The organism is Halopseudomonas salina (assembly GCF_014637955.1).
Lineage (GTDB): Bacteria > Pseudomonadota > Gammaproteobacteria > Pseudomonadales > Pseudomonadaceae > Halopseudomonas > Halopseudomonas salina.
In genome coordinates this window covers 50,543-72,010 of the sequence record NZ_BMFF01000002.1, presented here as the reverse complement: position 1 = coordinate 72,010, position 21,468 = coordinate 50,543, and the positions used below count along the sequence as shown (strand labels likewise).

Sequence of the window (21,468 nt, the reverse complement as noted above, 5' to 3'; positions counted from 1 at the left end):
CGCCACGCGTGCGTTCTGTCGTTACGGTTTCCCTTACTTATCCTTCAGAGCTGCCTCCCATGCCGACTCCTTATTTCAAGCTTTCCGCCCTTTCCCTGGCGCTAACGGCACTGGCTCCGCTGGCGCATGCCCAAACATCTGCTCAGGATGAGCCGGCCAGTGCAATCGAGCTGCCTACCACAGTGGTTAGTGCCAGCGCGGATGCCTCCGCCGAAGGCCTGCCGGCACCCTACGCCGGCGGTCAGGTGGCAAGCGGCGGGCGGATTGGCATTCTGGGTAACAAGGACTACATGGAAACGCCCTTTGCGCTGACCAGCTACACCGAGATGCTGATCGAAGACCAGCAGGCGGCCAGCGTTGGTGAGGTGCTGATCAACGACCCAGCAGTGCGCGTGGCCCGTGGCTTCGGTAATTTCCAGCAGGTATATCTGGTACGCGGTCTGCCCATCTTCTCCGATGACATGTCCTACAACGGCCTGTTCGGTCTGCTGCCACGTCAGTATCTGGGTACCGAGTTCATCGAGCGGGTTGAAGTGCTGCGCGGCGCCAATGCCTTTCTGTATGGCGCTGCGCCCGGCGGCAGCGGGTTGGGTGGCGCTATCAACATCGTGCCCAAGCGGGCGCCGAACCAGCCGTTGAGCCAGGTCACTGCCGGGGTACGCTCCGGCGGCCAGGCCTATGTGGCTGGTGACTTCGCTCGCCGTTCCGAGGACGACCGCTTCGGTTTGCGTTTGAACATGGCGCGTCGCGATGGCGATACCGCCGTTGATGGTGAGTCCACCGAGCTGGATGTGGTCGCGCTGGGCGCCGACTTCCGCGAGGGCAACATGCGGGTTTCAGCCGATGTGGGTTATCAGGATCATCGTCTGGACGGGTCGCAGCCGAATATAACCATCGCCCCCGGTCTGGATATTCCGTCCGCACCGGACGCTTCTGAAAGCATTGCCCAGCCCTGGACCTACTCCAGCGCCCGGGACACTTTCGGGACCCTGCGCGCCGAATACGATTTCCGCGACAATCTGACTGGCTGGATTGCTGGCGGTCTGCGCAATGGGGAAGAGTCCGGCGATTTCGCCAACCCCACGTTGATCAATGCTGCGGGTGACACCAACGCCTATCGCTTCAACAATGTGCGCGAAGACGAGGTAAAGACCGGTGAAGCGGGCGTGCGCGGCAACTTCGCCACCGGCTCTGTAGGTCACACGGTCACGCTGTCGGCAGCGGTGTTTTCCTCCGAGTCGCGCAACGCGTTCGGTTTCTCCGATTTCGCCGGTTTTGGCAGCAATCTGTACGCGCCGACCGACGTCGCCGCGCCACCGACTACTGCCTTTATCGGCGGTAGCTTCGACAGTCCGCTGGTGACCGAAGAAGTTGATACTCGCAGTGTTGCCCTGGCCGATACGCTGGCGCTGATGGACGATCGTTTGTTGGTCACCCTGGGCGCCCGCCACCAGAACATCGAGACCCACAGCTATGACGCGACTTCCGGCGCTGAGACTGCGGAGTATTCGGAAAGCGCGGTCACGCCAATCGCCGGTATCGTTTACCAGATCAATCCCGAGTTCTCAGCCTATGCCAATTACATTGAAGGCCTGGTCAAGGGTGATGTGGCCAATGCCGGCTCCGGTCAGCCGCCGCTGAACAACGAGGGTGAAGTGCTTGAGCCTTACAAGACTCGGCAGAGCGAAATTGGTCTGAAGTATGACGGTGGCCGGTTCGGCGGCAGCGTAGGCGTATTCCAGAGCCGCAAGCCGATTGGCGGCGTGGAGAACAATACCTACAAGATTGTCGACCATCAGGAAAATCGCGGCCTCGAATTGAGCGCCTTCGGTCAGCCGGTCTCGGGTCTGTCGCTGCTCGGTGGCATCAGCCTGCTGGACGCAGATGTGGATGGCAACGAAGCTATCGGCTCGCCGACTACCCAGGCCAATCTGGGCGTTGACTGGATGGTACCGGGCGTAAATGGTCTGGCGCTGGATGCCCGGGCGATCTACACCAGCGAACAGTACGCCGATCTGGCCAATACCCAGGAAGTCCCGTCCTGGACCCGTTTCGATCTGGGCGCGCGCTACACCACCTTCATCAACGATGCGCAGCAGGTGACCCTGCGTGCTCGCGTGGAGAACGTGGCTGATCGCGACTACTGGGCGTCGGCCGGTGGCTACCCGGGCTCCGGTTATCTGACCGTTGGCGCGCCGCGTACGCTGATCGTCTCTACCACGCTGGATTTCTGAGCAGAGGCGAGGGCGGGTAATGTTGAGTGCAGGTTCGCTTAAGGTCTGGTCCTGGTTGCATACCTGGACCAGCCTGGTCTGTACGGTATTCATGCTGCTGCTGTGCCTGACCGGGTTGCCGTTGATTTTCCATCACGAGATCGGTCACCTGCTGGGCACCGAGGCCGAGCCGGCAGAAATGCCGGCCGATACGCCGCGGATCAGCCTGGATCGGGTAGTCGATATTGCCGGGGAGCGGCATCCTGATCTGGGCGGTATGTTTCTCTCCCAGGAGATGGACGATGACCGCATCTGGTATCTGACGATGTCACCAACGCCGCGCTCCCACGACGGCCTCAAGCAGGTCGCAGTGGATGCCCGCACCGGCGAGATACTGGTGGAGCCGCAGTTGGAAAGCGGCTTCATGTACGTCATAAACAGTCTGCATATCGATCTCTTCGCCGGTTTGCCCGGCATGCTGTTTCTCGGTTTGATGGGCTTTCTGTTGTTGATCTCGCTGGTGTCCGGCGCGGTGCTCTACGCCCCCTTCATGCGCAAGTTGCGCTTCGGCGAAGTGCGCCGTGAGCGGACCAAACGTATCAAATGGCTGGACCTGCATAACGTGCTGGGTATCGTCACGCTGGTCTGGTTCTTCGTCGTCGGCGCTACCGGTGTGATCAATGCCTGGGCCGATCTGCTGGTGGATTACTGGCAGGAGGATCAGCTCAGCGAAATGGTTGCGCCTTACGCGGGCAAGCCGGTGCCAGAGCAGATCGGCTCACTTGAAGCGGCGGTGCAGGCTGCACGGAGACTGGAGCCGGGCATGAGCGTGCAGTTTGTCGCGTTTCCCGGCACCACGTTCTCCAGCCCGCATCACTACGGTGTGTTCATGCGCGGTAACGAGCCTTTGACCTCCCGCCTGTCCAAACCGGTGCTGGTCGATGCAACCACCTCCGAGGTGACTGACAGCCGCGAATTGCCCTGGTACTTCAAGGTACTGCAGGTATCGCAGCCACTGCATTTTGGTGACTATGGCGGACGCGGCGTGCAGATTCTCTGGGCGGTGCTGGATATTCTTACCATCGTGGTGCTGGGTAGTGGATTGTATCTGTGGTTCGCCAAGCGCCGCAGACGCTCCGCGCAATCGGTCGAAATCAGTGATGCAACTAAGCTCTCCGGGGGCAAAGCATGATCAGGCCACGCAGGGGCAGTGCATTGAATATCTGGCTCTGGCCGGTCTTGCTCGGCATGTTGAGCGCGGCTGGGCTGGCGGGCGCGCTGATCGGTGATGGCTGGTGGGATATCGCCTCCACCGCCGCATTGGGTGTCGTCACGCTGGTCTGCTTCCGCTTCTGGCTGGTACCCAGCGACGCTACTGTCAGGGCACCGCGCCGTTAGAGTAGCTCCGGTCATCGCGTGTCAGCCGCTTAGGGATTTGAAAAGTGGATGTAGTCACCGACTGGCTGCTATTAAACCTGCTGATCAGGTCCGATGGTTAATGCCGGGAAAAGTTTTCTTGACGCAAACCGTCTGAGCACATAGATTCAAGCCATGAAGCTATTCAACGTGACCACCAGCCAGATGATTATGACCGCCATTCCACCATTGGCGGGCTGACTCACGTCGCTCTGAAAACCCGCCCTCGAGGCGGGTTTTTTGTTTCTGTCTCCGGGGCCTGCAACCTGACAGGAGTCTGTATGTCCCTTGCACTCGCGCAGCCAGCTGCCGCCGATTCTGAGGCTTTCCCGCAAACGGAGACGAGCTTTCCCTCGCTTCATCGTAGCTACGTCACCCGGATTCTCCGCGCGCCGGTCTATGACATTGCAATCGAAACACCCTTGCAGCACGCACCGCGACTTTCTGCTGCCCTGGGCAACCAGGTATGGCTCAAGCGCGAGGACCTGCAACCGGTTCACTCGTTCAAGATTCGCGGTGCCTACACGCGGGTTGCGGCGCTCGACAGCCAGGCGCGCAATCGCGGCGTAATCACCGCTTCCGCCGGTAACCACGCCCAGGGGCTGGCGCTGGCGGCGCAGAAGCTGGGCATCGAGGCGACCATCGTCATGCCCCTGAGTACTCCGGATATCAAGCTCCAGGGTGTGCGCTCACGTGGTGCGGAAGTGGTGCTCTATGGCGAGACCTTTGCCGAATCACTGGACTACGCCATAGGACTTGCCGAAACGCGGGGCCATACCTTCGTGCCGCCCTATGACGATGCGGATGTGATTGCCGGGCAGGGCACCGTAGGTCTGGAGCTTCTACGCCAGCACCAGGGTCGGTTGGACGCGATATTTGTACCGGTAGGCGGCGGGGGATTGATTGCCGGCATAGCGGCCTATGTGAAGTATCTGCGCCCGGAGGTGCGGGTCATCGGCGTTGAGCCGGTGGGTTCCAATTGTCTGCAAGCTGCGTTGGCGGCCGGTGAGCGGGTGATATTGCCCAGGGTGGATCGCTTTGCCGATGGCGTGGCGGTGGCGCAAATTGGCCAACTGAACTTCGAGTTGTGCCGTCACCTGGTCGATGAGGTGATCACGGTAAGCACGGATCAGATCTGCTCGGCGGTCCGCGACATCTACGAGGACACCCGCTCGATTGCCGAGCCTGCCGGCGCTTTGGCGGCCGCTGGGATCCGGTCCTATGTAGCCCGGGAGCGCTGCCGCGACCAGGTGCTGGTAGGAATCAATTCCGGGGCCAATATCGATTTCAGCAATCTGGGTCTGATCGCCGAGCGCGCCCGGCATGGCGACTGAGCGCAACGGGACGGGATCAGATAAAGCCGATCCCGAGTTGAAACAGTTTCTCGACGGCGCGCACGGCCTTCTTGTCGGCGACAAACAGGATCACGTGGTCGCCGTCTGCGATGACCGTGTCATGGTGGGCCATGATCACCTGTTCCCCCCTGACCACTGCGCCAACACTGGTACCGGCGGGCAAGGCCAGTTCGTCAACACGACGCCCGACGACCCGCGAGCTGTCCATGTCGCCGTGGGCTATCGCCTCCAGCGCCTCAGCCGCTCCGCGTCTGAGCGAGTGCACCGACACTACATCGCCACGGCGTACATGGGTGAGTAATGCGCTGATGGTCGATTGCTGTGGTGACAGGGCGATGTCGATCAGGCCGCCTTGCACCAGATCCACGTAGGCGGAATTGTTGATAAGCGTGATAACGGTGCGGGCCCCCAGCTTCTTGGCCAGCATCGAGGCCATCACATTGGCCTCCTCATCATTGGTCAGGGCCAGGAACACATCGGTAGCTTCTATGTTTTCTTCAATCAGCAGTTCGCGGTCGGACGCATTGCCGTGGAGGATGGTGCTCCCGTGCAACTGTTGGGACAGATGCTCGCAGCGAGCCATGTTCTGCTCGATTATCTTCACCTGATAATGGCCTTCGATGCTGGTTGCCAGCCGTGCGCCGATGTTGCCCCCGCCAGCGATGATGATGCGTTTGTAAGGTCGATCCAGGCGCCGGAGCTCGGCCATTACCTGGCGAATATCCGGTCTGGCGGCGATGAAGAACACCTCATCTTCAGCTTCGATGACGGTATCGCCATCGGGCATGATCGGCTGCTCCTTGCGGAAAATGGCGGCCACCCGCAAGTCGATATCCGGGAGATGTTCTCGCAAGGTTCTTATGCGCTGGCCTACCAGCGCACCGCCGTAGCGCGCTTTTACCGCCACCAGCTGCACCCTGCCGTCGGCAAAGTCGAGAACTTGTAGCGCGCCAGGGTATTGCAACAGCCGCTTGATCCCCTGGGTAATCAGCGACTCGGGGCTGATCAATACATCAATGGGTACTGCTTCGCGACTGAACAGCAACTGGTCCCGGGCCAGATAATCGGGTTCGCGTACGCGGGCGATGCGGGTAGGAATATTGAACAGGCTGTAGCCGACCTGACAGGCGATCATGTTGATTTCGTCGCTATTGGTCACCGCGACCAGCATGTCGGCGTCATCCGCTCCGGCTTTGCCGAGTATTTGCGGATGTGAGCCGGAACCCTGCAGGGTGCGCAGGTCGAGACGGTCCTGCAGTTCGCGAAGCCGGCGGCTGTCAGTGTCGACAACAGTGATGTCGTTGTCTTCGCCTGCCAGATGTTCGGCCAGTGTTCCACCGACCTGGCCGGCGCCCAGAATGATGATGCGCATGAACTACTCCTGATGAGTTGCTGCATGCGTTCATTGTTTGCCAGTGGTGTGTAAACAAACCATGCCAGGCTTCGCCCGGGGTCGTAAAAATTGCGTATACGTCAGTCGGCCTGGCCGATAAACCGGTAACCCACACCCGATTCGGTCTCGATATGGCGTGGCGCCGTGGGGTCGTCCCCCAGCTTGCTGCGCAGGCGTCCGATGAAGATTCGCAGATAGTGGGTATCGTGGGTGTGGTGCGGCCCCCAGATCTCCTTCAACAGCTGCTGTTGGGTAACGATCCTCCCGGGGTGGGCGATGAGACTGCGCAATAACTCGAATTCCTTTTTCGACAGATGCAGATCTTCTCCGGCCAGGCTCACCCGTCGGTCAAGCAGGTCGACACGCAGGTAGCCGTCGTCGTAGCCGGTCGGTGGCACTGCAACGTCACCAAAGGTCCGCAAAACCGACCGAATACGCGCCAGTAGCTCGTTGGCGCCGAAGGGCTTCTCCACGTAGTCATTGGCCCCGTTGTCCAGGGCTAGCACCTTGTCTTTCTCTCCATTACGCACCGAAAGCACGATCACCGGGCCCTTGTAGAATTCACGCATTTGCTGAAGTAGCAACTGCCCGTCCATATCGGGCAAACCCAGGTCCATGATGACCAGGTCGGGCTGATGCAGGGCGGCCTGCTGGAGGCCCTGCCGGGCGTCTTCAGCCTCGAGCAGTTGGTAACCCTGCGAACCCAGGCATATGGTCAGGAAGCGGCGGATCTGTGGTTCGTCGTCGATGATCAGGACGTGCGTCAAAGGTCGTCCTCCTGCATTGTTGTCGGAGTCGCCAGGGGCAGGCTGATTCGCACCCGTGCGCCGTCACCCGGGGCGCTGTCTTCTACCGACGTGCGGCCACCGTGGGCGGCGACGATGCTCCTGCAGATGGCAAGCCCCAGCCCGGTGCCGGCGGCGTACTGATCCCCATGGCTGAAGGTGTGGAACATGTCGAATACCTGTGCTCGTTTGTCAGGAGCAATGCCGGGGCCGCTGTCGCTGACGTCGAGATGCAGCCAGTTATCGTCTTGCAGCGCCTGGAGCCGAATATGCCCGTTGGCGGGCGAGAAACGGATGGCATTCTCCAGGACGTTGAACAGGGCCTGCTCGATCAGCGCCGGATGAACGTGCAGCAGTGGCAGATCAGGTGGGATGTCGATCTTGAGCTCGATATCTTTCAACAGAGGTCGGCTACGACGAATCACCACGCTTATCAGATCGTCCAGGCCAATCCAGTCCCGGTCCAGGCTCAGCTCGCCATGCCCCAGACGCGTCATGTCCAGCAGCTTCTGAATATAGCGATCAAGCCGCCGCGCCTCGGTTAGGGTGTTGTCCAGCAGCTCCGCCCGTTGGCTGGCGTCCAGGGAGTCCGACAGATCTATCAGGCTGGATACCGAACCAATCATGGTCGACAACGGCGTGCGCAGGTCGTGGGATACAGAGGAAAGCAGGGCGGAGCGTAACTGCTCGCGCTCCTTGTCCAGGGTTTCCTGTTTCAGCGATTCGCCCAGTTCGATTCTGCCCCAGGCCAGGCTTGCCAGGTTTACCAATACGTCCAGGCGCTCGCGGTGCCATGCGCTGGTTGGCTCTGTAGCAGACAGCCTGATGGTATTGGCTGCCTCTCCCCTGGAGCCATGGAACAACACGTTTACACCGCCCGGGTCCTCATGCCAACTGACCGTCCGTGGGGATGCTGAAAGTGTTGTGGCGTCCGGCTCGACGCTGCGGGCATACCAGTCGAGGGTTTCTTCCAGTTGGACTGCAAACGCCTTGATCAGGGTCGTCCGGTCCACGCAGACGGAAAGCGCTCTGGCGCAAGCCATTTGTTGTTCATTCCAGCGTTCGCTGGCTCGCAGCGCAGCGACTTGTTCGCTAAGTCTGCCAGCCATCTGTCCGGTGATCAGGGCCACCATTGCCAGCAGGGCAGCAGTGAGTGCGTCCTCCCGGTGCAGCATGCGCAATGAATACCGAGGCTCGGTCAGAAAGAAGTTATAGGCTGCGAAGCTCAACAGAGCGCATACCAGGGCAGGCCATACCCGGGTGCTGATGGCCGTCACCAGTACTGCAGCCAGATAGATCAGCGCCAGGTTGGCAGCGGGCATGACGCTGGCCAGCAGCAACGCCAGCCCAGTGGCAACCAACGGTGTCAGCCAGGGTAAAGTGAAACAGAGCAGATCCTTGCGGGTCAGTTTTTGCAGTGTCATTGAGTTGGTCAGCCCCGCCAGAACATGGGAGAAAACAGTACCATCACGGTCATCAGTTCCAGACGACCCAGCAGCATCGCAAAGGATAGCAGCCATTTGGCCGCATCCGGCAGCGATGCAAAGTTGCCAGCCGGGCCAACGATGTCGCCTAGCCCGGGGCCGACGTTGGTGAGGGCCGTAGCGGTAGCGGTCAGGCTGGTGACCAGGTCGAGTCCCATCATCGCCAGCACCAGAGTAAATCCGGCCAGACACAGGAAAAACAGAAAGGAGAACGCAATGGCGGAAAGGATGATGTCGTCGGCCACCGGCTTGCCGGCGTATTGGGTAACAAATACGCCGTTGGGATGCACCAGCTTGCGTACCTGGCTGCGCAGAAACAGATAGCTCAGCTGGAAACGGAAAATCTTCATGCCGCCGCTAGTGGAACCCGAGCAACCCCCGATGAACATTACTACAAAGAACAGCGCTACGCTGAAGGGCCCCCAGAGTGTGTAGTCGGTTGAGGCGTATCCGGTCGTGGTAATGACCGACACCAGGTTGAAAATCGAGTGGGTCAGGGCCTCAAAGGCTGAATGCGAACCCTGAAAGACCAGATAAAGCGTAAGCAGGGCCGTGACCGCAGCAACAATACCCAACAGCCCGATCACTTGCTGATTATTCAGCGTGGCAAGCCGGGGGCGGCGGGCAAAGCCGATGATCATGGTGAAGGGTACCGCTCCCAGCAGCATGAACCCGGTGGCGATCCACAGTACTGCGCTGCCGAAACGACCCATGGAGCGGTCATCGGTAGCAAAACCGCCGGTGGACACCGTTGTCATCGCATGGTTTACCGCGTCGAATGGGCTCATGCCCGCTAGCCAGTAACTGAGTGTGCAGGCGGCGGTGATGGTCAGGTACGTGACGAGCAATGCTCTGGCCAGGGTCTGGATGCGCGGCATGGACTTGTCTGACCAGTCGGAAGACTCGGTATGAAACAGCCGCATGCCGCCCACGCGCAGAAAGGGCAGGATAGATACTGCCATTCCGATTACCCCCAGACCCCCAAGCCATTGAAGAATCGACCGCCAAAGCAGCAGGCTGGCGGGCAAGGTTTCCAGGCCCGAGAAAACCGTTGAGCCGGTGGTAGTGATGCCGGAGACCGCCTCGAACCAGGCGTCGGTAAAGGCCACGTCATAATGGCTGAGAAACAGCGGCAGGGCCCCGCCCAGCGACATCATCAGCCAACTGGCACTGGTCAGGAGGTAAAGCTGGCGCGACACCAGATTGAATTTTCCGCCGCGGCAAAGCATGACCATAGCCAGGCCCAGAGTCGCCATTACCGCAGCGCTGTAGAGAAAGACCGGCAGCTCGGGATCTGCCCATACCCAGGCTGCCGCGCTGACGCATAGCATCAGCCCGGTCATGATGAGGCTCAGGATGCCGCATACATAAATGATCGGCCGTATGAATTTGAACATGAGTCTGGCTCCCTAACGATAGGGCCAGACTAGAGTCTGCGGGCATAAACAAACGAGCTGCAAAGGGCATGATGCCCGTAAAAAAGGCGTAAACACGGCATACCATCCGGGCCTATTTCACGCTCTGGCTCGGCTCATCCTGGCTTTCAACACAATGGCCAGGCCGCCGATCACCGCGACGGCAGCAACCAGCATGCGCAGGGAAAGCGGCTCACCGAGCAGCAGCACGCCTGCTACCGCAGCCAGAATGGGTACGGAAAGCTGAAGGGATGCTGCCTGCATGGCGCCCAGGCCTCTCAGTGCGCTGTACCAGATGGCATATCCGAGCGCCGAAGTGAGGGCGCCCGAGAGGATCGCATACAGAGCGCCCTCGGTATCCCAGTTGATCCGGTCCAGAAAAGGCAGTGCAGCGAGAAGCACCAGGGGGACGGAGCGCAGGAAGTTGTCGGCGGTCGTTGCCAGGGGATCCACAGAGCCTCTGCCCAAAAGTGAATAGGCGCCCCAGGCAAGACCGGATACCAGCATGATCAGTGCACTTCCCAGCGGTGGAGCGCTGCTGCCTGGTAGTAGCAGAGCGAGAACGCCAATCGTCGCCAGCACCAGTCCGGCGGTTGCCGCAGGGCTGAGTCGTTCGCCGCGGAAAAGACCGAACGCTAGCATGCTCAATTGCACTGCGCCAAACAGCAGCAATGCACCTGTGCCTGTATCCAGGCGTATATAGGCGAAGGAAAACGCTGCAGCATAGACGGTCAGAGCCAGTGCGCCTGCCCAGTTACCAGACGCCGGTCGTGCCCGTTTACGCAGGCTCAGCAGCAGCCACAGCACTATCGCACCGCTGACAATGCGTAGCACGGTAAAGCTCGCGGCATCGATCCGGGTATCGGCTAGTGCCAGGCGGCACAGAACCGAATTGCCGGCAAAGGCGAGCATGGCGATGCCTGCCATCAACAGGGTAGGCAGCGCTAGCGTCCGCTCCGCTGCCGCGGGCATTACACCAGCTCGATACGGTCGGCGTGGATCACGATGCGGCCCTGCTTGAAGAGCCCGCCAATTGCTTTCTTGAAGTTGCCCTTGCTGACGCCGAACTGGCGAGTGATGACTTCTGGAGGACTCTTGTCGCTGACCGACAGTGAGCCACCATTGGCCTGTAACTTGTCCAGAATCTGTTGTTGCAGCGCATCGGCGGCTTGGGCGCCGACGGGCTGCAGGCTGAGGCTGATCTTGCCATCGGGGCGCACTTCACGGATATAACCCTGCTCGCGCATCCCGCCGCGCAGAAATTTGAAAGCCTCGTTCTTGTGGATCAGACCCCAGTGCTCTCCGTTGATAATCGCCTTGAAGCCCAGGTCGGTGGTGCCGACTACCAGCAGATCGACCGCCTGCCCGGTGGAGTAACGGGCGGGCGTCTTGTCCAGGTGGCGATCGAGGTGTGCGGTCGCGGTAATACGGCGGGTGTGTTTGTCCAGGTACAGATAGACGACAACATAATCGCCTTCCTTGAGGGGGCGCTTTTCTTCGGAATGCGGCAGCAGCACATCCTTGGGCAGACCCCAGTCCAGGAAGAGACCAATCTTGTTGATCTCCTTCACCTTCAAACTGGCAAACTCGCCGACCTGCGCCTTGGGCGTCTCGGTGGTCGCGATCAGCCGGTCTTCGCTGTCCAGGTAAACGAACACATTCAGCCAGTCTTCCTCTTCGGTCGGCTGGTCCTTGGGGATGTAGCGGTTGGGCAGCAGAATCTCGCCCTCCGCGCCGCCATCCAGATAAAGCCCGAAGCCCACATGACTGACTATCTGCAAACTGTTGTAGCGCCCGATCAAGGCCATGGTGCAATCTCTCGGTAAATAACGGCAGTGTAACAGGGCCGCGGGTAGTTCAAGTAAGATCGGGAACAACCGACCCATAGTTCCAGTAGTCGGGCCTGGCAATAGCTGCTAGATTCCAAGAATCCCGGACCGAAATGTCGAAAACAAAAAAGGACATCAATCCTAATGGACGAAGCGCAAGACCCTTCTGACATAGCTGGGTTGCTTATGGCCACCGCGCGGCAGGATCAACAGGCATTCGAACGCCTGTATCGACTGACCAGCGCCAAGCTTTTCGGCATCTGCAAACGCATGCTGTTGCAAGGCACCGATGCTGAAGACGTGCTTCAGGAAGTCTATATAACCGTCTGGGCCAAGGCTGCCCAATTCGATGCCCAGCGTGGCAAGCCGATTACCTGGCTAACCACAATTGCGCGCTCCAAGTGCATCGATCGTTTACGTCTTGGTGGTGTGGATCGGCATATGGACCCGGTTGACCTTGACCAATTGCCGGAGCCGGAAAAAACCGACCCAGTCGAGTTAGCCAGCGATCAGCAGCGGCTCGATAATTGCCTTTCCAACCTGCAGACCCAGCATCGCACCGTCATCAAAACCGCCTTTTTCGACGGTTGTACCTACCATGATCTGGCTGCCCGCACTGGTGTGCCCCTGGGAACAATGAAAAGCTGGATTCGACGTGGCTTGATGAGCCTCAAGGCGTGCCTGGAGCAATGAATACGACCCGATTAATAAGTGAAGAAGACGACCAGCGTCTGGCAGAATACGCTCTTGGCGTGCTGGAAGCCGATGAACGCAGATCCGTCGAGGCGCAGCTTGCTGCGGACGCCGGGTACGCTGAGCGATTGGCCGAGTGGCACGCGCACCTCGCGCCCATGCTGGCAGAGATAGCCGACCAGACGCCACCGGAATATGTGTGGGCGCGCATCCGCGACAGTCTTGGTCAGAATCCGCGACACGAAGAGGCGGTTCGCTCCCGACCCGAAGGTCGAGGTAGCATTTGGGAAAGCCTGAATGCATGGCGCTGGCTTACCGCGGGAAGTGCTGCTGCAGCGCTGCTCATGGCGCTGTTGCTGGTGGTCATGCTGCCCCGGGAAGACAGCCTGCAGCCCATCGACAGCATGCTGACCGCGGCACTGCAGCTGGAAACCGGCCAGGTGGTTTATACCGCTACCCTGGACGCCAGCCGGCGCAGCCTGGTGGTGGTTCCGGCGGCAGAGATTCAGCTCGAAGGCCGCGATGCCGAGCTCTGGCTGATTGCCGGTGACCTCCCTCCGCAGTCGCTTGGCCTGTTGCCGGCTGATGGTGCGGCGCGTCTGGCTGTCCCCGAAGAGCTTGTGGCATTGGCCAATGCCAACAGCGTATTTGCCATATCCCTGGAACCGCCCGGCGGCTCACCAACGGGACTGCCCACGGGGCCTGTGGTCGCCCAGGGCGTACTGGCAGACATCTGACCTGACTCCTCAATATCCGACCGGCCGGGCGTAGCGCAACGCACCCTGGCCGGCGCTCCTCTGCAAAGCTCCCCCGGCCTTCTGGCGACATCTTCCGCGGGATCTGGTGGTATCCGAAATAAAATCAACTTGTGCTGCGTCCGTTTTCCGACTCGTTGCGTATATCCATTGAGGTATCCAAAAACAACAGAGAAGGAGGTTCACATGAGCCGGCAATACACGCGTTCCCTTTTGGCAAAATCCGTCGTGGCCAGCATTCTAATTGGTGCGGGTTTTGGCTCGGCCATCAGCTTGGCCTCCAGTCACCGCGAAGCACCGTTTATTACTGAAGTGCCCAAGGTGGATGGCACTGATTTTTACATGTTCCGCAGTTATGAGCTCGGCCGTGAAAATACGGTGACAATGATTGCTAATTATCTGCCTCTTCAGGACGCCTACGGCGGCCCCAATTATTTTGATCTGGATGGCAATGCGATCTATGAAATTCATATCGACAACACCGGTAATGCAGAGGAAGACATTACTTTTCGCTTCAAGATGACTGATGTGAAGCAGGATCTGCAGCTGGATGTCGGTAACGATGGTGCTACGCAAAAGGTATCGGTACCGCTGAAGAATATTGGTGGAATCGGACCGTCTGCTGATCAAACCGCCGCAGTGCAGATGAGACAGACCTACGAACTGACGGTGATTCGTGGCGACCGCCGCACGGGCACAGCCGAAACGGTGATGAACGCCTTCGATCAGTCCGCTACGTTCAGCAAGCCGGTGGATAATATAGGCAACAAGTCGATAGGTGATTACGAAGCCTACGCCAATGATCATGTCTACGATGCAATCATCCCCGGTTGCAACGGGACTGCCCGGGTATTTGTAGGTCAGCGCAAGGAAGCTTTTGCCGTAAACCTTGGCGAGATATTCGATCTGGTCAACACCAACCCGCTGGGTGGCCGTAACGCCGAGGCCAACGATCTGGCAGACAAGAATGTCACCTCGCTGGCGCTGGAAGTGCCCACGTCCTGCCTGACCGGCACCGCGGCCAATAGCAACAACCAGAAAGTAATTGGCGCCTGGACAACTGCCAGCCTGCCTCAAGGCCGTGTGTTGAACCCTCAGCCAATGGCTAACGCCAAGGGAGCGAGTATCCAAGGCGGCGCCTTCACTCAGGTTTCCCGTCTGGGCATGCCTCTGGTCAATGAAGTTGTCATTGGTCTCAAGGACAAGGACGCATTCAACGCCAGCGAACCGAAGGACGATGGACAGTTTGCTACCTATGTAACGCATCCAACGCTGCCCGAATTGCTGGAGATCCTGTTCCAGGGCACCGCAGTGGCTCCGAATATGTTCCCGCGCACCGATCTGGTCAGCGCATTTCTCACCGGCGTGCCTGCTGTCAACCAGCCCCAGGGTGTAGTTACCTCGGAAATGCTGCGCCTCAATCCCGAGATCGAGGTAACACAGCCGGGCTTCCAGAATGATCTTGGCGTTCTCGGCGGTGATAACGCGGGCTTCCCCAATGGTCGCAGACCAATTGACGACGTTGTTGATGTATCCCTGCGAGTCGCCATGGGCGCGCTGATCGCCGACTCGACTGTTGCGCCAAACAACCAGGCGCCCTTCACCGATGGCGTGCAGGTAGATCCGAACGGTCTGCAGTCATCCTTTCCTTACCTGAGCACACCGCTGCCCGGCTCACCCAACTAAGGAGACTGACATGATCAAGACACTATGCATGTTAAGTCTGGCTGGTTGGCTGCTCACCGGCTGTCTGAGTGGCGGTGGTGGCGGCGGCTCTGCTGGGGGCGGAGGCGTTGATGGGGGCGGGGGACAAGGCACGCAGTCGTTCACGGCCCTGGTCAAGGATATCTTTGCTGGCACCAGTGAGACCGCAGAGCCCGTTGCCATCAACGACCTCACCATTACCTATGACGATCAGGAAAACGAAGGAGCGTTTGATGATCTTCTCAGTCAGCAATAAGGGAGGCCGGGGCTTGCGCCCCGGCGTTTTCCCCATCCTGGGTATGCTGTGTTTTCCTCTTGCTGGATGGGCGGGTGCGATAGGTACCGAGATCAAGCTGCCTGCCCGTGATGCCGTTGTTCTCTCCGTCAAGGAAACTGCGGCGGCAACCGCGGCCAGCGCTGTATTGCCAGTGGCCTTGCGCTCACCGGACAGGTTGGCCAAGGAGCTACGCGGCCTTATCGATCTGTCCCGAACTACCGGCAGTCCGCGCCCGTTGGGGTTGGCCGTGGGTTTGCTGAACCAACTGCCGCAGGATCGATGGACCCCGGATGTATACCTCATGCGGGCAACCATCCACCAACGGCTGCACCGGTTTGATCAGGCGGAAGCGGATCTCGCACGGGTGCTAAAGGCCCAGCCCGATAATCGTCAAGCCTGGCTTACCCGCTATAGCATCGCCATGGTACGCAACGATCTTGTGGCGGCTGAGCTTGCCTGTAACAAGCTCGCTCAGCCCCGGCCAGGTCTGTTGTCTGCAAGCTGCACTCAGGAGCTGGCCAGCCTCGGGGCTCAGCCCCGTCAGGCTTATGATCTTTTACGCCAGAGGCTCGATGTCTCTGGTTCTGCTGGCGCTATCGAGCGTGACTACGCGCTCATTACACTGGCGGAAATGGCTTCACGGCTCGGTCTGCCCGAGGCCGATGGTTACTGGCAGCGCGGTCTGCTGCAGGCCCCTGATGATTTGTATCGTCGGGCACGCTACGCCGACTGGCTATTGGCCCAGGGCAGGCCCGCGGAAGTTCTCGTGATTACGGACGGATTCAATGAGATAGACACCCTTGCGGTATTACGGGCTATCGCCTTGACCCGCCTCGATGATCCCCAGCAGCCTGGCCTGGTTTCCGAGCTTGATGAGCGTTTCAGGGAGGCGCGTTGGCGTGGAGAAAACCTGCACCATTGGGAATACGCACGTTTTCTGTTGGACGTAAAAGGCGATGCCGATGCGGCTCTGGAAATGGCCCTTGCCAACTGGGAGACTCAGCGTGCTCATCCAGATCGTGAACTTCTGATACGTGCTGCGGCCAGAGCGGGTAAGAGCCCCAATTTTGCTGTTGAGCTGCGTGATGGGGAAAGTACGTTATGAAAAGCTCAATCATCCTGGTGATTCTCAGTTTCGTCATGGCGGGCGCGGCACATGCACATAAGGCCAGCGACAGCTTCCTGTATTGGCAACCGGCTTTCGTCGAGGCTCCCGGTCGGCTGGATATAGCACTGGTTGACCTGGCGCGCGCCGTTCCGCTAGACGGCAATGGCGACGGTCAGGTGCTCTGGGGCGAAGTGGTGGATCGGCAAGCCAGCGTAAGAAATTACCTCGCTTCGCGACTACAGGTTATGTCTGGTGATCTGGAGTGTCCGCTGGATTTGCGCCTGGCGGGGATCACCCGTCACAGCGACGGCAATTACCTGGCCGTGGAATTTCGTCCTGACTGCCTGCATTCGGAAGTCGCTCCGTCACAGTTGAAATACAACGTATTTTTTGATCAGGACCCATTGCATCGTGCTCTGGTGATGACGCGGATCGAGGGCAATGACCGGTTGGCGGTACTGAGCCCTGACCAACGCACCCTGACCTTTGCCGAAGTGCCCAGTGTCTGGCAAACCGCAGGTGACTTCATCTGGGAAGGGATGGTGCACCTGTGGATCGGCTACGACCATATGCTATTTCTGCTGGCGTTGTTGTTGCCCGCTGCGGTGCGGCGTGAAAAGGGCCATTGGGTGGTAGAAGACCGGCTCGGGGCTGCAGTCAAGGACGTGGCGTTGATCGTGACCGCCTTTACCGCTGCTCATTCGGTGACCCTGGTCATCGCCACCCTGGGTGTGGTCCGCTTGCCCATCGCCTGGGTGGAAACCTTCATCGCATTGTCCATCGTTGCTGCTGCGGTGAATATCATCTGGCCGTTTCTGGGGCACAGAAGATATCTCGTCGGTTTTGGTTTCGGTCTGATTCATGGCTTTGGCTTTGCCAGCGTGCTGGGTGATTTCTTGAGTGACACGTCATCTCGGCTAGTCGCCCTGGCCAGCTTCAATGTTGGAGTTGAGCTGGCTCAATTGGCGGTAGTGCTAGCGGTGGTGCCGGTGATTTTTCTGCTGCGCAATCAGTGGATTTATCAGCGAGTAGTGATGCCGATCGGGGTGGCCGTCGTCGCGCTGACTGGCACAGTCTGGGCGTGGGAGCGGGTACCTCTCTAAGCACCACGCGGTGCTGTTGCAGTGCTGAGAGAGGTCTCAGTCGAAAGAGGGCAGGCTCGGCGTTACAACCGGTTTGCCTGCTTCGCTCCAGGCGTCAAAGCCGCCACTGATGGACTGCACATTCATGTAGCCCATCTCTTGTAGAGAGCAGGCGGCCAGTGCGGCGCGTCCGCTGGTCTTGCAGTAGAGCACCAGCTTGAGATCGCGCGCTGACAGCTCTGGCGCATTGCTCAGTTTGAACTCCAGCATGCCCCGTGGGATGTGCACTGCTCCGGGAATATGCCCGGCAGCAAATTCGTCGCTTTCGCGCACGTCAATCAGCGCGTCCGCGTCGCGAATTGCCGCCTCGGCGTCCTGTATGGACACCTCCTGAATTCGGGTCTTGGCATCGGTTACCAGGTCATGTGCATTTTTCATGGCGCTTGCCTCTCGAGTTGAGTGGGTAGATGAGCAATATGCGCTCCCTGCTTCAGGGTATCCAGGGCGATTTGCGGTGAAAGCGTCTGCAGAGCCTGGAACTGGCTGATAAATACCTGGCCGCCAAAATCCTGCAGAAAACTCGAGCGCTTGAGTTGGTCCATTACCGGGCCCTTGACCTCGGAAAGGTGCAACTGAACCCCCGCGGTGCGAAGTCTCTCTACGATATTTTCCAGCGAGTCCAGCGCGCTGGCGTCGATCAGATTCACCCCGGGGCACATCAACACCAGATGGCGTACCTGCGGCCGGGCAGCAATCAGCTCGGCAATGCGCTCTTCCAGATAGCGGGAATTGGGGAAGTACAAGCTTTCATCGACCCGCAGCGACAGTACATCGGGCGATTCGACCACCGCAAAACGCTCGATATTGCGAAAGTGTTCGCTCCCCGGCACCTGGCCGACTACCGCCATGTGGGGCTGACTGGTGCGCCAGAGAAAAAGCATCAGCGAAAGCCCGACGCCCAGCAGGATGCCTGCTTCCACTCCGATGAGCAGCACGCCCAACAGAGTCGCTGCCTGCGCGGCCCCATCCGGACGCGAGTAGCGCCAAGTGCGTTTCAGCGATTCGAGATCGACCAGGCTCAGCACCGCAATAATAATCGTGGCCGCCAGCACCGCCTGTGGCAGATTGTGCAGTAACGGGGTCAACAACATGACGCTGAGGCCAATGCCGGCAGCAGTAAAAACCCCTGCCATGGGTGTCTGGGCGCCTGCATCATAGTTCACCACCGAGCGGGCAAAGCCGCCGGTAACCGGATACCCGCCACTGAAAGCCGCGCTCAGATTCGCCGCTCCCAGGCCGAGTAATTCGCTATCGGGTTCGATCCGTTGGCGCCGTTTGGCGGCCAGGGTCTGCCCCACGGAGACGGATTCGACAAAGCCTACCAGGCTGATGAGGAGCGCCGCCGGCAACAAGACTATCGCCAGTTGCAGATCCAGCGTTGGGGTCATCATCCCCGGTAGACCCTGGGGAATAACTCCCACCACCTTTACCCCGGAGTCATCCAGTTGCAGAACAGTCACCACCAAAATGGCGGTGATGATGGCCAGTACAGGCCCGGCTTTGGTCAGGTTGCCCGCCATTCCGGCGCCCAGACCCAGGTGTTGCAGCAGCGGTTTGAGCCGGCTCCGTGCCCACCATAGCCATGCCAGGCTGAGAAGGCCGATCAGCAGCGTCTGTAGATGAATCTGCGGAAGCGACTGCCATAACGACGATGAGATCTGTAGCAGGTTCCCGCCTGAACCAGAAACGCCGAATATATGTTTGAGCTGTCCCACTGCGATCAGAATGCCGGATGCACTGATAAAGCCCGAGATAACCGGATGACTGAGGAAATTGGCCAGAAAGCCCAGGCGCAACACCGCCATGAGACTCAGGATCACGCCCGAGAGCAACGCCAGGAGCATAGCCGCGCCGATGTATTCTGCGCTGCCTGCGGGAAACAGCGGGCCCAGTGCCGCAGCGGTCATCAAAGACACCACAGCGACAGGGCCCACGGCCAAAGCGCGGCTGGAGCCGAACAGGGCATAGGCCAGCAGGGGCAGGATGCTGGCATACAAACCTGTGACCGGGGGCAGGCCTGCGAGCATGGCGTAGGCCAGACTCTGCGGGATCAGCATCAGCGTTACGATCACCGCCGCCAGGCCATCCTGGGCGGCGGTGGTTCGATTGTATTGGCGGCCCCAGTCCAGCCAGGGTAACCAATGGCGTAGTTTCATTTGCCCTGTTCCTTGCCAAAATCGCATGCCGGGGGCGCCTCAACCGCCAGCGGTTCGTGGGGCAGGTGCTTGGGGTGGGCCAGCCATTCGCGGCCACGCAGCATCATGTCGAAGTAGATGCCCGGCATCATTTTCACTTTCAGGTCCCAGGCCAGCCGCCGCGGGACGACAGGGTCCAGCGGAAAGGTGGGTAGGAGCTTTCCGCCATAACCGAATTCGGCAAGTATCACCTTGCCTCGCTCAACGGTTAGCGGGCAGGATCCGTAGCCGTCATACAGGGCGCGAGGGCCTTTGCCCGCCAGAACCGCAATCACGTTCTCGGCCACTACCGGGGCCTGTTTGCGCACAGCTGCAGCTGTTTTGGCATTCGGTGCGGCACACACATCGCCCAGACTGAAGATGTTGCCATAGCGCGGGTGGCGCAGGGTTTCGTGGTCAGCCTCCACCCAGCCATCAGCGTTCGCCAGGGGGCTCTGACTGACAAAGGCGGGCGCCTGTTGGTGGGGCACCACATGCAGAAAATCGAATGACTTCTCGACTGTCTGGCTGTTGCCCTGAGCATCCACCTGCTTGAACCAGGCCTTGTGCGCAGGGCCGTCGACTGCGGTCAGCGTGGTATTGAAACTGAGCTGCGCTCCGTAGCGTTCGATGTAGTTCATCAGCGGTGGCACGAAGGTGGAAACACCAAAGAGCACGGCCCCGGACGAGCAGAACTCCACATCGATGTCAGACAGCACGCCTTGTTTCTGCCACCAGTCGCAGGACAGATACATGGCTTTCTGTGGCGCGCCGGCGCACTTGATCGGCATGGGCGGCTGAGTGAAGAGGGCGCGGCCGCGCCGCAGATTCTGTACCAGCTGCCAGGTATAGGGCGCCAGTTCGAACTTGTAGTTCGAGGTCACCCCGTTCTTGCCCAGGGTTTCCCTGAGTCCTTCGACGGCATCCCAGTTCAGGCTGAGACCGGGGCACACGACCAGGGTCCGGTAGCCGAGACGGTTGCCGTCCTCCAACACCACCCGCTGCTGGTCCGGCTCGAAAGCCGCCACCGCCGAGCGTATCCACTGGGCAGCCTGGGGAATGCACTTGCCCATGGGTCGCTCGGTCTGAGCCCGGTCAAAAATGCCAGCGCCGACCAGGGTCCAGCCTGGCTGGTAATAGTGCTGCTCCCGTGGTTCAACCACCGCAATGCGCAGGTGTGGATCGCGCTTCAACAGGCTCGCCGTCACGGCGCAGCCGGCGGCACCGCCCCCGACCACCAGTACGTCGTAGCGTTGGGTAGCGCTGATGCTCGCGGTAGGCGTGGGGCCTGGGGTGGTTTGCGAATACAGCTCCAGCCGGGGAGCAAGACCGGTAAGGTCGTAACCCTGCCCCCGAGCGGCGGCCAATAGCGCCAAAGGGTCAATATGGTGCGCTTCACTCAATGCCCAAAGCGAGATGGAGCGGGTACCTGTTCGGCAAAAAGCCAGAACCGGTCCGCGTACCTGATTGAGCAGCTCGGTAAAGCCAGCTACGTCGGTATCCGTGATCTGCCCCGAAGTGACTGGCAGGTGATGGTATTCAAGTCCGCTGGCCCTGGCGGCCGCGTGCATCTCGGCCGAGGTGGGTTGCCCCTCCTCTTCGTTGTCGGGACGGTTGTTGATAACAGTGCGATATCCTGCGGCAGCCAGGGTGCCCATATCCGCCGGTTGCAACTGGGCCGCCACGGCAATGAAAGGGCTAAGGCGCTTGAGCGAGTCCATGGTT

Annotated in this window: 18 protein-coding genes and 1 pseudogene; 10 read left to right on the top strand and 9 right to left on the bottom strand. The window is 59.8% G+C overall.

The features are described 5' to 3' along the window. Positions 1–59: 59 nt before the first annotated feature. From IEV54_RS04305 to ilvA, 4 genes and pseudogenes are all read left to right on the top strand, one after another. On the top strand, positions 60–2,234 hold the full coding sequence (locus tag IEV54_RS04305; RefSeq protein WP_188434320.1) for a TonB-dependent receptor: 2,175 nt from the start codon (positions 60–62) through the stop codon (positions 2,232–2,234). A gap of 22 nt (positions 2,235–2,256) precedes the next feature. Continuing rightward, positions 2,257–3,405 carry a PepSY-associated TM helix domain-containing protein gene (locus tag IEV54_RS04300; RefSeq protein WP_150276688.1) on the top strand — a complete coding sequence of 383 codons (1,149 nt, stop codon included), beginning with the start codon at positions 2,257–2,259 and terminating at the stop codon, positions 3,403–3,405. Beyond that, complete coding sequence (locus tag IEV54_RS04295) at positions 3,402–3,611, top strand: hypothetical protein (protein WP_150276120.1); 210 nt, start codon at positions 3,402–3,404, stop codon at positions 3,609–3,611. The genes IEV54_RS04300 and IEV54_RS04295 overlap by 4 nt, the downstream gene beginning before the upstream one ends. Before the next feature lie 299 nt (positions 3,612–3,910). Further along, positions 3,911–4,960: pseudogene (ilvA, locus tag IEV54_RS04290) on the top strand (threonine ammonia-lyase, biosynthetic); the annotation flags it as partial. A gap of 19 nt (positions 4,961–4,979) precedes the next feature. Here the strand turns inward: ilvA and trkA are convergent. From trkA to IEV54_RS04260, 6 genes are all read right to left on the bottom strand, one after another. Then, complete coding sequence (gene trkA / locus IEV54_RS04285; RefSeq protein WP_150276118.1) at positions 4,980–6,356, bottom strand: Trk system potassium transporter TrkA; 1,377 nt, start codon at positions 6,354–6,356, stop codon at positions 4,980–4,982. Between the two features lie 101 nt (positions 6,357–6,457). Next, positions 6,458–7,144 (bottom strand): response regulator, encoded by a 687-nt coding sequence (locus IEV54_RS04280; RefSeq protein ID WP_150276117.1) that lies wholly within the window; start codon positions 7,142–7,144, stop codon positions 6,458–6,460. Further along, positions 7,141–8,682: a sensor histidine kinase gene (locus IEV54_RS04275; RefSeq protein ID WP_150276116.1), complete on the bottom strand. Its 1,542-nt coding sequence runs from the start codon at positions 8,680–8,682 to the stop codon at positions 7,141–7,143. Before IEV54_RS04275 ends, IEV54_RS04280 begins: the two co-directional genes overlap by 4 nt. After that, entirely contained in the window at positions 8,595–10,043 is a 1,449-nt protein-coding gene (locus tag IEV54_RS04270; RefSeq protein WP_150276115.1) for a TrkH family potassium uptake protein, read from the bottom strand. The genes IEV54_RS04275 and IEV54_RS04270 overlap by 88 nt, the downstream gene beginning before the upstream one ends. A gap of 117 nt (positions 10,044–10,160) precedes the next feature. After that, positions 10,161–11,033: a DMT family transporter gene (locus IEV54_RS04265; RefSeq protein ID WP_150276114.1), complete on the bottom strand. Its 873-nt coding sequence runs from the start codon at positions 11,031–11,033 to the stop codon at positions 10,161–10,163. After that, the gene (locus IEV54_RS04260) at positions 11,033–11,869 is read right to left on the bottom strand and encodes a CvfB family protein (RefSeq protein ID WP_188434318.1); all 837 of its coding nucleotides are present in this window, start codon (positions 11,867–11,869) and stop codon (positions 11,033–11,035) included. The genes IEV54_RS04265 and IEV54_RS04260 overlap by 1 nt, the downstream gene beginning before the upstream one ends. 165 nt (positions 11,870–12,034) lie before the next feature. Here IEV54_RS04260 and IEV54_RS04255 point away from each other — a divergent pair, with 165 nt between their 5' ends. From IEV54_RS04255 to IEV54_RS04230, 6 genes are all read left to right on the top strand, one after another. Beyond that, the gene (locus IEV54_RS04255) at positions 12,035–12,583 is read left to right on the top strand and encodes a sigma-70 family RNA polymerase sigma factor (protein ID WP_150276113.1); all 549 of its coding nucleotides are present in this window, start codon (positions 12,035–12,037) and stop codon (positions 12,581–12,583) included. Next, positions 12,580–13,320: an anti-sigma factor gene (locus IEV54_RS04250; protein ID WP_150276112.1), complete on the top strand. Its 741-nt coding sequence runs from the start codon at positions 12,580–12,582 to the stop codon at positions 13,318–13,320. Before IEV54_RS04255 ends, IEV54_RS04250 begins: the two co-directional genes overlap by 4 nt. Positions 13,321–13,524: 204 nt before the next feature. Further along, positions 13,525–15,024, top strand: a complete 1,500-nt coding sequence (locus tag IEV54_RS04245) for a DUF4331 domain-containing protein (protein ID WP_150276111.1) — start codon at positions 13,525–13,527, stop codon at positions 15,022–15,024. 10 nt (positions 15,025–15,034) lie between these two features. Beyond that, positions 15,035–15,298: a hypothetical protein gene (locus IEV54_RS17325; protein ID WP_223825331.1), complete on the top strand. Its 264-nt coding sequence runs from the start codon at positions 15,035–15,037 to the stop codon at positions 15,296–15,298. Further along, positions 15,276–16,424 (top strand): tetratricopeptide repeat protein, encoded by a 1,149-nt coding sequence (locus IEV54_RS04235; RefSeq protein WP_188434317.1) that lies wholly within the window; start codon positions 15,276–15,278, stop codon positions 16,422–16,424. Before IEV54_RS17325 ends, IEV54_RS04235 begins: the two co-directional genes overlap by 23 nt. Further along, positions 16,421–17,530 (top strand): HupE/UreJ family protein, encoded by a 1,110-nt coding sequence (locus IEV54_RS04230; protein WP_150276109.1) that lies wholly within the window; start codon positions 16,421–16,423, stop codon positions 17,528–17,530. The genes IEV54_RS04235 and IEV54_RS04230 overlap by 4 nt, the downstream gene beginning before the upstream one ends. A gap of 36 nt (positions 17,531–17,566) precedes the next feature. On the opposite strand, the gene IEV54_RS04225 is transcribed toward IEV54_RS04230, so the two are convergent. Genes IEV54_RS04225 through IEV54_RS04215 form a run of 3 tightly spaced genes read right to left on the bottom strand, consistent with a single transcriptional unit; the run spans position 17,567 to position 21,464 of the window. Next, complete coding sequence (locus IEV54_RS04225; RefSeq protein ID WP_150276108.1) at positions 17,567–17,947, bottom strand: rhodanese-like domain-containing protein; 381 nt, start codon at positions 17,945–17,947, stop codon at positions 17,567–17,569. Next, a complete protein-coding gene (locus IEV54_RS04220; protein ID WP_150276107.1) occupies positions 17,944–19,725 on the bottom strand; it encodes a SulP family inorganic anion transporter in 1,782 nt (593 codons plus the stop codon). The genes IEV54_RS04225 and IEV54_RS04220 overlap by 4 nt, the downstream gene beginning before the upstream one ends. Further along, positions 19,722–21,464 (bottom strand): bifunctional protein tyrosine phosphatase family protein/NAD(P)/FAD-dependent oxidoreductase, encoded by a 1,743-nt coding sequence (locus IEV54_RS04215; RefSeq protein WP_150276106.1) that lies wholly within the window; start codon positions 21,462–21,464, stop codon positions 19,722–19,724. The genes IEV54_RS04220 and IEV54_RS04215 overlap by 4 nt, the downstream gene beginning before the upstream one ends. Positions 21,465–21,468 lie beyond the last annotated feature (4 nt).